Genomic DNA, 13,106 nt, shown 5'->3' on the forward strand with positions numbered 1-13,106 from the left:
GGGACGGGTGGGGTGCGTGGGCGCGCCGGGACGGAGCCGGGCGCGGGGCGGGTCAGCCGGTGACCGCGCCGGCGGTGAGGCCGGAGACGAGCCGGCGCTGGAGGACGAGGAAGACGACGACCATCGGCAGGGTGACGAGGGAGGTGGCGGCCATGAGCAGGCCCCAGTCCTGCATGCCGTCGACCTTCTGCAGGAGGGTCAGCCCCACCGGGAGCGTCATCTTGTCGGGGTCGTCGGTGACGAGGAACGGCCACAGGTACTCGTTCCACTTGCCGACGACGGAGACGACGCCCACCGCGGCGATGGTCGGGGCGGACATCGGCACGATGAACTGGAAGAGCTTGCGCCAGTGGCCGGCGCCGTCGAGCTCGGCGGCCTCGAGGATGGACGCGGGCAGGGTGAGGAAGTGCTGGCGGAAGAGGAAGGTGCCGAACGCGCTGGCCAGGCCCGGCACGACGATCCCGTGGTAGGTGTTGATCCACCCCAGCTCGGCAGTGAGGGTGTAGTTCGGGATGATCGTGATCTGCTGCGGGATGAGCAGGGTGAAGATCACCGCCACGAAGATCGCCCGCCGGAACGGGATGTCGAGGAACACCAGGGCGTAGGCGCAGCCGAGCCCGAGGAGCATCTCCCCCGCCGCGCCGACCAGGGTGATCCCCACGGAGTTGAGGAACATCGTGCCCATCGGCACCAGGGACGTCGCCTCGGCGTAGTTGGACAGGTCGAGGCTGTGCGGCAGCCACTGCAGCGGCACGGTGTACAGCTCGTCGGGCTGCTTGAAGCCGGCCAGCACCATCCACAGCAGCGGCACGCCGAGGACGAGGACGGACAGGACCATGACGGCGTAGCGGCCGGGGCCGGCGTCACCGCGCCGGGGCCGGCGGGGGCGCTCCGGAGCGGGCGGCGCCGGCGCGGGCCGGGCGTCGCGGCGGGTGGCGGTGAGGCTCATGCGTAGTGCACCTTCCGCTCCGTGACCCGCAGCTGCAGCGCGGTGATGGCCAGGAGGATGACGAAGAGCACGGTGGCGACGGCGGAGGCGTAACCGGCCCGGCCGACGACGAAGCCCTCCTCGTAGATCTGGTACATCAGCGTGGTCGTCGTGCCGAGGGGCCCGCCCTGGGTCATGGCCTGGACGAGGTCGAAGGACTGCAGCGAGCTCAGCAGCAGGGTCACGACGAGGAAGAACGTCGTCGGGCCGAGCAGCGGCAGCACGATCGAGCGGAACGTGCGGGCCCGGCTGGCGCCGTCGAGGGCCGCGGCGTCGAGCAGGTCCCGCGGGACGGCCTGCAGCCCGGCGAGGTAGATGAGGGCGACGTACCCGAGGTTCTTCCACAGGTAGACGACGATCAGCATGATCAGCGCCCAGGGCGAGCTGTTGTACCAGTCGGGTGAGGCGACGCCGACCCAGCCGAGCACGACCGACAGCAGCCCGTAGCGCGGGTCGAAGATGTACAGCCAGAGCATGCCGACGGCGATGCCGGACAGCACGTACGGCGCGAACGCCACCGAGCGGGCAAACCCCCGCCCTGCCAGGCGCCGGTTGAGCACCAGGGCCAGGCCCAGCCCGAGGACCAGGGCGCCGCCCACGGTGGCGAGGGTGAACACGGCCGTGGTGGTCAGCACCATCGGGGTGTCGGGGTCCTGCCACCACTCGGCGTAGTTGCCCAGCCCCACCGACCGGGCGGTCCGGGAGCCGACGTTCCACTGGAGGGTGGAGTAGTAGAAGCTCAGCAGCAGGGGCCGGTAGGTGAAGACGAGGAGCAGGAGGAGGTTGGGGCCGGCCAGCAGCAGGAACGCCAGCCACGTGGAGCGACGCCGGCCGAGCGGCCGCCGGCCGCGGGGGCGTCGGCGCGCCGGCGGGGGCGCCTCGACGGCGGCTCCCGGCGGCGCCACCGATGGGCGGCGCGCCGGCGTGAGGAGGGTGGTCATCGGGGCGGGGCTTCCGTTCTCGAAGGAGTGCGAAAGTCACGCTAGGGGCAGCATCAGTGCAGGTCAGGGCCTCAGCCACCGGTATTACCGACTGTTCCTGAAGATTTCACCGGGCGGCTCACGGGTGGTCGCGCCGGACACCTGGCGTTCGCCGAATGGTGATCCGCGCCACCTTCTGGGACCCGGCCCGAGGGGCCACACCTTCTGGGACCCGAGGGGCCACGCCGGCCCTACCGGCGGTGTTGGGCGAGGATGTCGTCGGTGAGCCGCGGCCATGCGTGCGCCGCCCACTCCCCGAAGGGGTTGGCGCCGAGGAAGGCCGTGGCCAGGTGGGCGTCGGGGTCGACCCACAGGAAGCTGCCGGACTGGCCGAAGTGGCCGAAGGTGCGCGGCGACGACGTCGCGCCGGTCCAGTGCGGAGTCTTGTGGTCGCGGATCTCGAACCCGAGGCCCCAGTCGTTGTGCTCCTGGCGGCCGAACCCCGGGAGCACGCCGGACAGGCCGGGGAAGACGACGGTCGTGGCCTCGGCGAACAGCTCGCCGTCGAGCAGCGTGGGGGCGAGCAGCTCGCGGCCGAGGCGGGCGAGGTCCTCGGCGGAGCCGGTGGCGGCGTGCGCGGCCGAGCCCTCGATGAGCACGGTGGACATGCCGAGCGGGTCGATGACCGTCTCCTCGGCCCAGCTGGTGAAGTCCGTGCCGACGTGCTCGGCCACGTGCTCGGAGGCGAGCTCGATGCCGAGGTTGGAGTAGATGCGGCGCTTGCCGGGGGCGGCGAGGACGGCCCCGGAGTCGAACGGCACGCCGGAGGCGTGGGCGAGCAGGTGCCGCAGCGTCGACCCGGGCGGGCCCGCGGGGGCGTCGAGGTCGACCAGGCCACGGCGCACCGCGACGAGGGTCGCGTAGGCGGAGACCAGCTTGGTCACCGACGCCCACCGGAACTCGGTGGTCGGCTCGCCGTAGGTGGCGACGACGCCGTCCGCGTCCGTCACCACCACGCCGACGGGAAAGTCCAGGTCACGCAGTGCCTCGAAGCTGCTCACCGGTCCAGCCTGCCACGAGCGCCGGGCGCGGCCGACGCCGCGCTCCCCGCGCCAGGCGTCAAGGCCACGCTCGCCGGCCGCTGCAGCCGTGACCGGCCGCTACAGGACCCGGCGACCGCGCCAGCTGCAGCTGGCGCGGTCGCCGGGTCGTGGCGCGCTCGATGAGCGGCGGGTCGGCTCACCCCACGTGCTGCGCGGGCTCCTCCGCCACCACGCTGAGGACCAGCCGTGGCTGGCCCGGGCGCAGCGTGCCGGTCTCGGCGAGGGCCGCCGCGGCGTCGAGCTCGGGACGGTCGACCACCACGGTGTCGCCGTCGTGGACCTCGCCGGCGAGCAGCATCTTGGCGAGCTGGTCGCCGATCTCGGTCTGGACCAGCCGGCGCAGCGGGCGGGCGCCGTAGGCCGGGTCGTACCCCTCCAGCGCCAGCCACTCGCGGGCGCCGTCGGTGACCTCCAGCCGCAGCCGCCGGTCGGCCAGCCGCCGGGCGAGACGGTCGACCTGCAGGTCGACGATCGAGCCGAGCTCCTCCAGGCTCAGCGCGTCGAAGACGACGACGTCGTCGAGCCGGTTGAGGAACTCGGGCTTGAAGCTCGCCCGCACCGCCGCCATGACGGCCTCGCGCTTGGCGCTGTCGTCCAGGCTCTGGTCCACGAGGAACTGCGAGCCGAGGTTCGAGGTCAGCACGAGGATCGTGTTGCGGAAGTCCACCGTGCGGCCCTGGCCGTCGGTGAGGCGGCCGTCGTCGAGCACCTGCAGCAGGATGTCGAAGACCTCGGGGTGGGCCTTCTCGACCTCGTCCAGGAGCACCACGGAGTACGGCCGACGGCGCACGGCCTCGGTCAGCTGGCCGCCCTCCTCGTAGCCGACGTACCCCGGGGGCGCCCCGACGAGCCGGGCCACCGAGTGCTTCTCGGAGTACTCCGACATGTCGATGCGGACCATGGCGCGTTCGTCGTCGAAGAGGAAGTCCGCGAGGGACTTGGCCAGCTCCGTCTTCCCGACGCCGGTGGGACCGAGGAACAGGAAGGAGCCGGTCGGCCGGTCGGGGTCGGACACGCCCGCCCGCGAGCGGCGCACGGCGTCGGAGACGGCGCGCACGGCGCTGCGCTGGCCGATGAGGCGCTGGCCGATGTGGTCCTCCATGTGCAGGAGCTTCTCGGTCTCGCCCTGGAGCAGGCGTCCGACGGGGATGCCGGTCCAGGACGCCACGACCTCGGCCACCTCGTCGGCGGAGACCTTGTCGGCGATCATCGGCTCCTGGCTCTCGGTCCCGCGCTCGGCCTCGGCCGCCTCGGCGGCGCCGATCTCCTGCTCGACGGCGGGGATCTCGCCGTAGCGCAGCCGCCCGGCGTCCTCGTAGCGGCCCTCGCGCTCGGCGCGCTCGGCCTCGGTGCGCAGGCTGTCCAGGCGCTGCTTGAGCTCGCCGACCCGGTTGTGCCCGGCCTTCTCCTGCTCCCAGCGCGCGTTCAGCGCGGCGAGCTGCTCGGCGCGGTCCGCGAGCTCGGCCCGCAGCCGCTCCAGCCGCTCCCGGGCGGCGTCGTCCTCGCTGTCCTCGGACTCCTCGAGGTAGGCCTCCTCCATCTTCAGCCGGTCCACCTGGCGGCGCAGGACGTCGATCTCCTCCGGGGAGGAGTCGAGCTCCATCCGCAGCCGGGAGGCCGCCTCGTCCACGAGGTCGATCGCCTTGTCGGGCAGCTGGCGGCCGGTGATGTACCGGTCGGACAGGGTGGCGGCGGCGACGAGGGCGCCGTCGGAGATGGTGACCTTGTGGTGGGCCTCGTACCGGGGCGCGATGCCACGCAGGATCGCGACGGTGTCCTCCACGGACGGCTCGCCGACGTACACCTGCTGGAAGCGGCGCTCGAGCGCGGGGTCCTTCTCGATACGCTCGCGGTACTCGTCCAGCGTGGTGGCGCCCACGAGGCGGAGCTCGCCGCGGGCGAGCATGGGCTTGAGCATGTTGCCGGCGTCCATCGACCCCTCGGAGGCGCCGGCCCCGACGACGGTGTGCAGCTCGTCGATGAAGGTGACGATCTCGCCGTCGGAGTCCTTGATCTCCTGCAGGACGGCCTTGAGGCGCTCCTCGAACTCGCCGCGGTACTTCGCCCCGGCCACCATGGCGGCCAGGTCGAGGGCGATGAGGCGTTTGCCCTGGAGGGACTCGGGCACGTCGCCGGCGACGATGCGCTGCGCCAGCCCCTCGACGACGGCGGTCTTGCCCACGCCGGGCTCGCCGATGAGGACGGGGTTGTTCTTCGTGCGGCGCGAGAGCACCTGGACGACGCGGCGGATCTCGCTGTCCCGGCCGATGACCGGGTCGAGCTTGCCCTCGCGCGCCGCCGCCGTGAGGTCGTTGCCGTACTTCTCGAGGGCCTTGAAGGTGCCCTCGGGGTCGGGTGAGGTGACCTTGGCGGACCCGCGCACGCTCGGGAGCGCGGCGAGCAGGCCTTCGCGGTTCGCGCCCGCGGCGCGCAGGATCTCCCCGGCCGGGCTCGTCGAGGAGGCCAGCGCGATGAGGAGGTGCTCGGTGGAGACGTACTCGTCGCCGAGGGCGTTGGCCTCGTTGCCGGCGTCGGTGATCATCGTCATCGTCGCGCGCGAGGTCTGCGGCTGGGCGACCGAGGCGCCGCTGGCGCCGGGCAGGGTGGCGAGCGCCGCGCGGGCGCGCTGGGCGATGGCGCCACGGTCGGCGCCGACGGCGTCGAGGAGCGCGACGGCGACGCCGCCCTCCTGCTCGAGCAGCGCGGCGAGGACGTGGACCGGCTCCAGCTGCGGGTTGCCGGCGGCGGAGGCGGTGCGGATGGCCTCCGCGATCGCCTCCTGCGACTTGGTGGTGAGCTTGGTGTCCAAAGGGACCTCCGGTCGGGTTGGTGCAGTACTGCTTGGATCAACTCTCCCAAACTTGAGTCTATTCCGCTCAACCTGAGAAGTGACCGCGCAGATCGGCCGGCCGCCGGGGCGGGGCAGGCCGTGGGGCGGCATGCCACTGCCGAGGGAGGCGGCGCCACCGGCCGGCATGTGCGGTCCGGACGAGGGGCTTGCCCCGCGGGAAGTCCGGGCCTGTACTGGATGCGAGCCAAAGCGACGACGCTGAGACGAGGCGACTTGCCATGAATACGGCACCTCAGTGGGCTCTCGAGGGCGACTGGTTCGATGTGTGCAACTGCGACATCCCTTGCCCGTGCGAGTTCGCCCAACCCCCCACGAACAACCATTGCGAGGGCGTGCTCGCCTGGCACGTCCGGGAGGGCCACTTCGGGGACGTCAGGCTCGACGGCCTGAACGTCCTCGGACTGGGCTCCTTCGACGGAAACCTCTGGGCCGGGGCCAAGACGGCCATGGGCTTCTACCTCGACGAGCACGCGGACCAGGCCCAGCGCGACGCGCTGTGGACGATCTTCAGCGGTCAGGCCGGCGGGTGGCCCGCCGGCTTCGCCGCCCTGGTGGACGACCTGCGCGGCACGGAGTACGCCGCGGTGCACATCGAGGTCGACGACGACCTCGCCGGCTGGCGGGCCGAGGTCCCCGGCCACGTGACGGCCGCGGCCGAGGCGCTGTCGGGTCCGACCACGCCGCCCGGCGCGCGGGTCCAGCTCCTCAACCCGCCCGGCTCCGAGGTGGGTCCCGGGCAGGTGGCGACGTGGGGCGTCTCGACCGCGGCGACCGTCGACGCCCCTGCCTTTGCCATGTCCTTCCGCTGGGGCGGCCGCTCGAGCAAGCACATCCCCTTCGACTGGAGCGGGCCGGACCAGTGACGGGGCGGGGAGCCGAAGATGCTCCCCGGGCCGCGGTCCGGGCCGATCCCCTCGCCGACCTGTCCCGGCGCATCACGCTGGGCGTCACGGTCTGGCTCGCCGGGGCCGCGGCCGTCGCCTGGGTCCTGGTCGTCCGCCAGCAGCCGGGGATGACCGGCATGGCCGCCGGGCTGGCCCAGGTCGCCGCCCCGATGGCGATGCCGTTCTCGGGGCCGGTCTTCCTGGGCATGTGGGTCGGGATGATGGTCGCGATGATGTTCCCGACGGCGGTCCCGCTGGTCGCAGCCCACCGCCTGGTCGTCCGCCGCCGCGGTGAGGGCGCCGCGCCCACCCTGGCGCTGGTCGGCGGATACCTGCTCGTGTGGACGGCCGCCGGGCTCCTCCCTCTGGCCGCGCTCACCCTCTTCCGGCAGCTCGCCGCCCCCGCGGGCGGCGCTCCCTGGCTGACCGTGACGGCGGGCGCGACGCTCGTGCTCGCCGGGGCCTATCAGTTCACCTCGTGGAAGAGCATCTGCCTGGGCACGTGCCGGAGCCCCTTCGCCTTCCTGGCCCAGCACGACTTCGGTGGTGGCAGCCGCGCCGCGTGGCGCGCGGGACTGGCTCAGGGCACCTACTGCCTCGGGTGCTGCTGGGCGCTGATGTCGGTGCTGCTCGTCGTCGGACTGATGAACCTCGTCTGGATGGTCGCGCTGAGCCTGGTCTTCCTCGCCGAGAAGGTCTGGCGGCACGGCTGGGCGCTTCCTCGGATCATCGGGACGGCGCTGATCGCACTCGGGGTGGTGGTGGCGCTGTACCCGCCGCTGCTGCCGCTGCTGGCAGGCCTGACCCCAGGGCCGGCACCGATGTGAGCACCCCTGGGGTCGACGCCTGCGCGAGACGTCCGAGGAGCCGCACCGGCGGCGCGATCGGGCACCACGCCCTTGCCCCTGCGCCGCCCCCTCCTCGCGCCGTTGACGGGAGAAGCTAGAGCGCCGCCATGACGGTGTGCGCGCCCTGCATCGACGTCATGCCGACGACGTAGACGATGTAGAGGTCCACGACGGCGGCGAACGCCCACTCCCGCTTCGAGCCCGCGCTGCCGAGCAGGGGCAGCGCGAAGTGGCCGTTCTTGCGCCACAGCGGCGTCTCGACCAGGGGGTCCGGGCGCAGCGGCCACAGCAGCGGCACGCCCTCGGAGGTCAGCGCGTCGCCGGCCAGGTGGCACAGGCACCCGAGGACGACCGCGCTGGGCAGCCACCACGTCGTCTCCGGGGCGAACCACGTGGCGGTGAAGCCCGCGGTGAGGGACACGGCCCACGAGGAGAGCCAGCCGCGCGTCAGCCGCAGCGCCTTGGCCGCGTAGGCGACGAGCAGGACGATGATGAACCAGGCGCCCAGCTGGAACTCCTCGCCCGCGACCGGCACGCGCACCTCGGCCAGCAGCCGCGCCAGCACTCCCGCGCCGAGCACCCCGACGAGGGAGTGGGTGGCGTGGCGGTGCCCGCCGGAGAGCTTGCCCAGGCCCCGGGTGACCCACCGCGACACGGGCGGCAGCGACCTGGCGATGGTGCCGGCGTGGTGGTCGGCGTCCAGCAGCAGCGCGGCGCCCGCCGTCACCACCGCCCCGGCGAGGACCTCGCTCGGCGGCAGCGGCATCAGACCCAACGCCCACGGCACCGTGGCGGTCACCGCGAGCCAGGCCGCGGCTCCGGTGGTGGCGTGGGCGTGGCTCATCATGGTGGTTCCCCCTGCGGTCGGCGTCGTCGACCATCGTCGACGACGCCACCCACATCGGACGTGGGCGTCCGTCATCCCGGGTGCGGGCGGTCGGGGGCCGCCCTAGCGTGAGGGTCCCGACCGGAAGGACCGACATGGCAACCGAGGACCTGGCCCGCAAGGCCAAGGAGGCGTTCCAGAACGAGAAGGTGAAGGCGGCCCTGCGCACCGAGCAGGCGGAGGAGGTGAGCGACGCCGTCCTCGACCGGGCAGCCGGGCTCGCCGACCGCCTCACCGGAGGGCGCTACACCGAGCAGGTGGAGCGGGGCCGCCACGCGGCGGACGAGCGCATCGGCACCGACGCCGCCGGGCGGCCTCCCCGCCCCTGAGCCCAGCGAGCAGCGCTCAGCGGTAGTCCGGCGCGAGCGCGGGCCACGGATCGGCGGCCTCGAGCTGCGCGGCCAGGCCCAGCAGCGCCTCCTCCTGGCCGAGCCGGGCGCCGAGCATCACCCCGAAGGGCAGCTCGCGCGGCCCGTCGCCGTCGTCGACCACCTCCCGGTGCAGCGGCAGGGAGATCGCCGGCGCGCCGATGATGTTCCACGCCGACGTCCACGGGGTGAACGCCTTCTGGGCCTGGAAGTCCCCGGCAGGGTCGGCGTCGTCGCGCATGGCGCCGATCTTCACCGGCGGCTGGGCCAGCGTCGGGGAGAGGATGACGTCGAACGCCGACCACGCCAGCGCGGTCTGCCGGGTGAGGCGCTGGACGTCGCCGACGGCCCGGGCGTAGTCGGCGGCGCTGAAGCCCCGGCCCACCTCGCGCATCCACCGCGTCAGCGGGACGAGCAGCTCCTCGCGCTCGGGCGGCACCGGCGCCCCCAGCGCGGCGACCGACCACAGCGGCATGAAGGCGTCCCACTGCTCGGGGGAGAAGGGCACCGGCGCCTCGTCGAGGTGGTGGCCCAGGCCCTCGAGCAGCCGGGCGGCCCGGTCCACGGCGGCGCGCGCCCCGGGGTGCACCGGCGCGTCGGCGACGTTGACCGGCGCGGTGAGCACGCCGACCCGCAGCGGGCCCGGGGCCCGGTCGCAGGCGTCGAGGAAGCTCGTGCGCGGCTCGGGCAGCAGGTGCGCGTCGCCCGGCCAGTGCGCGGAGAGCACGTCGAGGAACGCCGCGTTGTCCCGCACGGTGCGGCTGACCACGCCGTTGGTGGCCAGGGCGGCGCCGTCGACGCCGTACGGTCCGGGCGAGACGCGCCCGCGGGAGGGCTTGAGCCCGACCAGGCCGCACGCGGAGGCCGGGATGCGCAGCGATCCCCCGCCGTCGCTGCCGTGGGCGACCGGCACGATCCCGGCGCCCACCGCCGCCGCGGCGCCGCCGCTCGAGCCGCCGGCGGTGCGGCTGCGGTCCCACGGGCTGCGGGCGGGGGCGGCGACGTCGGGCTCGGTGTAGGGCGGCAGGCCCAGCTCGGGGGTGGTGGTCTTGCCGACCATGAGGGTCCCGGCCGCCCGCAGCAGGGTCACGACGCCGTCGTCCAGCGGGGCGACCGTGCCGGCGAAGGCGGCCGACCCGCACTCGAACGGCAGCCCGGCGACCATCGTGAGGTCCTTGACCGGCACCGGCACGCCGAGGAAGGGCGGCAGCGCGCCGGCGCCGCCGTCGTCCGCCAGCTGCTCCTCCGCCTCGGCGGCCTGTGCCCGGGCCCGCTCCTCCGCCACGTGCACGAAGGCGCCCACGTCCGGGCCCAGCCGGCGGGCGCGGTCGAGGGTGTGGTCGGCCACCTCGCTCGGGGAGACCTCGCCGGCGCGGACGGCGGCGGCGAGGTCGAGGGCGGAGAGCTCGTGGATCTGCGTCATGCCCCCGAGGCTAACCAGGACGCGCGGGGCGGACGGGACGACGGCGGGCGGAGACGGGGACGACGGCGGCCGCGGCCCACGACGGCGGACGGGGCCCTGCGGTTGCAGGTCCCCCGAGGCCGGACGGAGCCTGGAGGGGCCGCGCCGGCCGGCGTGCGCAGCCGACGAAGGGACGAGGACATGGGCATCGGTGACAAGGCCAAGGACCTCGGTGAGAAGGCCAAGGACTTCCTCAACACCGACAAGGGCGAGGAGAAGAGCGACGACGCGCTGCAGCGCGGCACGGACGCCCTCAGCGAGCGCACCGGCGGCAAGTACGACGAGCAGCTCAAGAAGGGGCAGACGGCCGCGGACCAGCACATCGGCGAGGAGTAGCCGCCCGACGACGACGGCGCGGCCGGCTTCCGGCCGCGCCGTCGTCGTGCCGGGCCGCGCCGGGGCGCGGAATGTTGCCGGTGGACGACACCGGCGGGACACTGGGAGGTACGGCGAGTCGCACACTCCGTTCGATCGGAGGGACGCCATGAGTGACGACACCACCCCACGCTCTGTCTCCGCTGACGAGCCCCAGCCCCACGTCAAGCTCCCCCGCGGCCGCTTCGACGAGGGCCAGGCCAGCGACGCCGAGCTCGCTGAGGAGCTCGAGCAGCCGCACGGGCGCTTTGACGAGGGCGAACGCTCCGGCACCAGCGCCACCACGCCGGACGAGCCCATCCGCGGCCGCTTCGACGAGGGCCAGATCAGCGACACCGAGCTCGCCGAGGAGGTCCGCCAGCCGCACGGCCGGTTCGACGAGGGCGAGCGCACCACGCCCCCCGAGGAGCCCGACGTCGGCCGGACCGACTTCTGAGCCCGGAACCTCCTGACCGCGTCGAGCTCACCCGCTCCGCCTCCCCGCGGCGGCGGGTCGCGTCGCGCCCCGAAGGGGCTGCACCGGGTCGTGCCCGGAAGGGGTTACGCCGGGTCGCGCCCGGAAGCGGTTGCGGCGGTCACCGGCGCCCACGACACTCGGAGGCTCACGACGAGGTGACGGCGAAGGGCGCGCAATGAGCGAATCTCCCATGACCGGTGGGTACGACCGGGCGGACCGCGAGACCGAGGAGGGCCTGCACGGCCGGTACGACGAGGGCGAGGCGGCCGACGCCTCCCTCGACGCCGAGGAGGGCATCCACGGCCGTTTCGACGAGGGCGAGGCGGCCGACGCCTCCCTCGACGCCGAGGAGGGCATCCACGGCCGTTTCGACGAGGGGCAGGCGAGCGACGCCACCCTCGACGCCGAGGAGGGCGTCCGCGGCCGCTTCGACGAGGGCCAGGCGACCGACGACGCCCCCGGGCACCCGATGACCTGACTTTTCCGCTCGTTCCCGCGGCCAGGGCGGCCGACCCCAGAGGTCGGCCGCCCTGTCGCGTGCGAGGTGGCATATGTGTCCGTCACCAGGGTGCCGGCCCGAAGATATGTGCCCAGGCACGTTGTTTCGGTCCGGTACGCCCCAGAAGATGCCACCTGAATCACCTCTCAGGTTGGGAGGTGCACCACCAAGGAAGGCGGTCTCATGCGAGGCACAAGGAAGTCGCTCGCTCTGACCCTCGGCGTGGCCACCATGCTGGCCGTCGCCGCGTGCGCCCCCTCGAGCAGCGGCGGCGACAGCGCTGCCACCGCGGCCGGGTCCTCCCAGGAGGCCAGCCAGGGCGGCGAGCCGATCAACGTCGGCATCATCACCTCGACCACCGGCCCGCTGGCCGCCTACGGCAAGACCTTCACCGAGGGGTTCGAGGCCGGTCTGGACTACGCCACCGACGGCACCGGCGAGGTCAACGGGCGCGAGCTCAAGGTCACCTACGAGGACGACGGCGGCGACACCGACCGCGCGGTCACCCTCGCCCGCGACCTCATCGGCCAGGGCTTCACCATCCTCGGCGGCACGGCGTCCTCCGGCATCGCGCTGTCCCTCGCCGAGCAGGCCGAGCAGAACAAGGTCCTCTACGTCTCCGGCCCCGCGGCGACCGACGCGCTCACCGGCATCAACGACTACACGTTCCGCTCCGGCCGCCAGTCCCTGCAGGACGTCGCCACCGCCGGCTCGTTCGCCGACGTCAAGGGTCAGCAGGTACTCGTCTTCGCCCAGGACAACGCCTTCGGCCAGGGCAACCTCGCCGCCGTGGAGGCGGTGCTGGGCGCCCAGGGCGCCGAGGTCACCTCGGTGATGGTGCCCGAGGACGTCACCGAGTTCACCCCGTTCGCGGCGCAGGTCCTCCAGGCCAAGCCGACGATGGTCTTCGTCGCCTGGGCCGGCGCCACCTCCGGCGCCATGTGGCAGGCGCTGGACCAGCAGGGTGTCCTCGACGACATCACCGTCGTCACGGGCCTCGGGGACGCCTCGACCTACAACGCCTACGGCGCGGCGTCGGAGAAGATCGACTTCCTCAACCACTACTTCCCCGGCGCCGCCGACAACGCGATCAACACGGCGATGATCGACCACGTCGAGAAGGCCGGCGGCACCCCGGACCTGTTCACCCCGGACGGGTTCACGGCCGCGCAGATGATCGTCCGCGCCGTGGAGGAGGCCGGCGGCGCCGACGACGTCGACGCCATGGTCGCCGCCCTCGAGGGCTGGAGCTTCGACGGCCCCAAGGGCGCCTACACCATCCGCGCCGAGGACCACGCGCTCATCCAGCCGATGTTCCAGGCCAAGCTCGTCTCCGACGGCAACGGGGGCTGGAAGCCCGAGCTGGTCTCCACGGCCGCCGCGGAGGACGTGGCCCCACCCCAGGCGGGCTGAGCCCGCGCCGCCCGGCAGCCATCGTCCACGCGGCTGCCGGGCGGCCTCGCCC

At 73.6% G+C, this 13,106-nt stretch carries 13 protein-coding genes; 7 read left to right on the top strand and 6 right to left on the bottom strand.

What is annotated here, in order from left to right; all coding sequences use genetic code 11:
- Nucleotides 1–52: 52 nt before the first annotated feature.
- The 4 genes from GD970_RS11015 to clpB all read right to left on the bottom strand — a co-directional run bounded on the left by GD970_RS11015 (nucleotide 53) and on the right by clpB (nucleotide 5,820).
- A complete protein-coding gene (locus GD970_RS11015) occupies nucleotides 53–949 on the bottom strand; it encodes a carbohydrate ABC transporter permease (protein ID WP_152202939.1) in 897 nt (298 codons plus the stop codon).
- Complete coding sequence (locus GD970_RS11020; protein ID WP_152202940.1) at nucleotides 946–1,929, bottom strand: carbohydrate ABC transporter permease; 984 nt, start codon at nucleotides 1,927–1,929, stop codon at nucleotides 946–948. The genes GD970_RS11015 and GD970_RS11020 overlap by 4 nt, the downstream gene beginning before the upstream one ends.
- 230 nt (nucleotides 1,930–2,159) lie before the next feature.
- Nucleotides 2,160–2,969: a serine hydrolase domain-containing protein gene (locus GD970_RS11025; protein ID WP_152202941.1), complete on the bottom strand. Its 810-nt coding sequence runs from the start codon at nucleotides 2,967–2,969 to the stop codon at nucleotides 2,160–2,162.
- 178 nt (nucleotides 2,970–3,147) lie between these two features.
- Nucleotides 3,148–5,820 (bottom strand): ATP-dependent chaperone ClpB, encoded by a 2,673-nt coding sequence (gene clpB / locus GD970_RS11030; protein WP_152202942.1) that lies wholly within the window; start codon nucleotides 5,818–5,820, stop codon nucleotides 3,148–3,150.
- 260 nt (nucleotides 5,821–6,080) lie between these two features.
- On the opposite strand from clpB, the gene GD970_RS11035 reads away from it, so the two are divergent.
- Both GD970_RS11035 and GD970_RS11040 read left to right on the top strand, forming a co-directional pair.
- The gene (locus tag GD970_RS11035; RefSeq protein WP_152202943.1) at nucleotides 6,081–6,725 is read left to right on the top strand and encodes a DUF1326 domain-containing protein; all 645 of its coding nucleotides are present in this window, start codon (nucleotides 6,081–6,083) and stop codon (nucleotides 6,723–6,725) included.
- Entirely contained in the window at nucleotides 6,722–7,573 is an 852-nt protein-coding gene (locus tag GD970_RS11040) for a DUF2182 domain-containing protein (protein ID WP_152202944.1), read from the top strand. The genes GD970_RS11035 and GD970_RS11040 overlap by 4 nt, the downstream gene beginning before the upstream one ends.
- A 115-nt stretch (nucleotides 7,574–7,688) precedes the next feature.
- Here the strand turns inward: GD970_RS11040 and GD970_RS11045 are convergent, their stop codons facing one another.
- Entirely contained in the window at nucleotides 7,689–8,441 is a 753-nt protein-coding gene (locus GD970_RS11045; protein ID WP_170297215.1) for a metal-dependent hydrolase, read from the bottom strand.
- Between the two features lie 134 nt (nucleotides 8,442–8,575).
- Here GD970_RS11045 and GD970_RS11050 point away from each other — a divergent pair, with 134 nt between their 5' ends.
- Complete coding sequence (locus GD970_RS11050; protein WP_152202946.1) at nucleotides 8,576–8,809, top strand: Rv0909 family putative TA system antitoxin; 234 nt, start codon at nucleotides 8,576–8,578, stop codon at nucleotides 8,807–8,809.
- Nucleotides 8,810–8,825: 16 nt separating this feature from the next.
- On the opposite strand, the gene GD970_RS11055 is transcribed toward GD970_RS11050, so the two are convergent.
- Entirely contained in the window at nucleotides 8,826–10,271 is a 1,446-nt protein-coding gene (locus GD970_RS11055; protein WP_152202947.1) for an amidase, read from the bottom strand.
- Nucleotides 10,272–10,451: 180 nt separating this feature from the next.
- On the opposite strand from GD970_RS11055, the gene GD970_RS11060 reads away from it, so the two are divergent.
- From GD970_RS11060 to GD970_RS11075, 4 genes are all read left to right on the top strand, one after another.
- Nucleotides 10,452–10,646 carry an antitoxin gene (locus GD970_RS11060; RefSeq protein WP_152202948.1) on the top strand — a complete coding sequence of 65 codons (195 nt, stop codon included), beginning with the start codon at nucleotides 10,452–10,454 and terminating at the stop codon, nucleotides 10,644–10,646.
- A gap of 148 nt (nucleotides 10,647–10,794) precedes the next feature.
- Complete coding sequence (locus GD970_RS11065) at nucleotides 10,795–11,121, top strand: hypothetical protein (RefSeq protein ID WP_152202949.1); 327 nt, start codon at nucleotides 10,795–10,797, stop codon at nucleotides 11,119–11,121.
- Nucleotides 11,122–11,317: 196 nt separating this feature from the next.
- A complete protein-coding gene (locus GD970_RS11070; protein WP_152202950.1) occupies nucleotides 11,318–11,620 on the top strand; it encodes a hypothetical protein in 303 nt (100 codons plus the stop codon).
- A 204-nt stretch (nucleotides 11,621–11,824) separates the two neighbouring features.
- Nucleotides 11,825–13,054: a substrate-binding domain-containing protein gene (locus GD970_RS11075; RefSeq protein ID WP_152202951.1), complete on the top strand. Its 1,230-nt coding sequence runs from the start codon at nucleotides 11,825–11,827 to the stop codon at nucleotides 13,052–13,054.
- Nucleotides 13,055–13,106 lie beyond the last annotated feature (52 nt).

This window comes from Georgenia thermotolerans, from assembly GCF_009193185.1.
GTDB lineage: Bacteria > Actinomycetota > Actinomycetes > Actinomycetales > Actinomycetaceae > Georgenia > Georgenia thermotolerans.

Excerpts from the sequence above, each read along its gene's own strand:
- GD970_RS11015 (WP_152202939.1), bottom strand. The coding sequence starts at position 949 with ATGAGCCTCACCGCCACCCGCCGCGACGCCCGGCCCGCGCCGGCGCCG.
- GD970_RS11020 (WP_152202940.1), bottom strand. The coding sequence starts at position 1,929 with ATGACCACCCTCCTCACGCCGGCGCGCCGCCCATCGGTGGCGCCGCCG.
- GD970_RS11035 (WP_152202943.1), top strand. The coding sequence starts at position 6,081 with ATGAATACGGCACCTCAGTGGGCTCTCGAGGGCGACTGGTTCGATGTG.
- GD970_RS11045 (WP_170297215.1), bottom strand. The coding sequence starts at position 8,441 with ATGATGAGCCACGCCCACGCCACCACCGGAGCCGCGGCCTGGCTCGCG.
- GD970_RS11050 (WP_152202946.1), top strand. The coding sequence starts at position 8,576 with ATGGCAACCGAGGACCTGGCCCGCAAGGCCAAGGAGGCGTTCCAGAAC.
- GD970_RS11055 (WP_152202947.1), bottom strand. The coding sequence starts at position 10,271 with ATGACGCAGATCCACGAGCTCTCCGCCCTCGACCTCGCCGCCGCCGTC.
- GD970_RS11060 (WP_152202948.1), top strand. The coding sequence starts at position 10,452 with ATGGGCATCGGTGACAAGGCCAAGGACCTCGGTGAGAAGGCCAAGGAC.
- GD970_RS11065 (WP_152202949.1), top strand. The coding sequence starts at position 10,795 with ATGAGTGACGACACCACCCCACGCTCTGTCTCCGCTGACGAGCCCCAG.
- GD970_RS11070 (WP_152202950.1), top strand. The coding sequence starts at position 11,318 with ATGAGCGAATCTCCCATGACCGGTGGGTACGACCGGGCGGACCGCGAG.
- GD970_RS11075 (WP_152202951.1), top strand. The coding sequence starts at position 11,825 with ATGCGAGGCACAAGGAAGTCGCTCGCTCTGACCCTCGGCGTGGCCACC.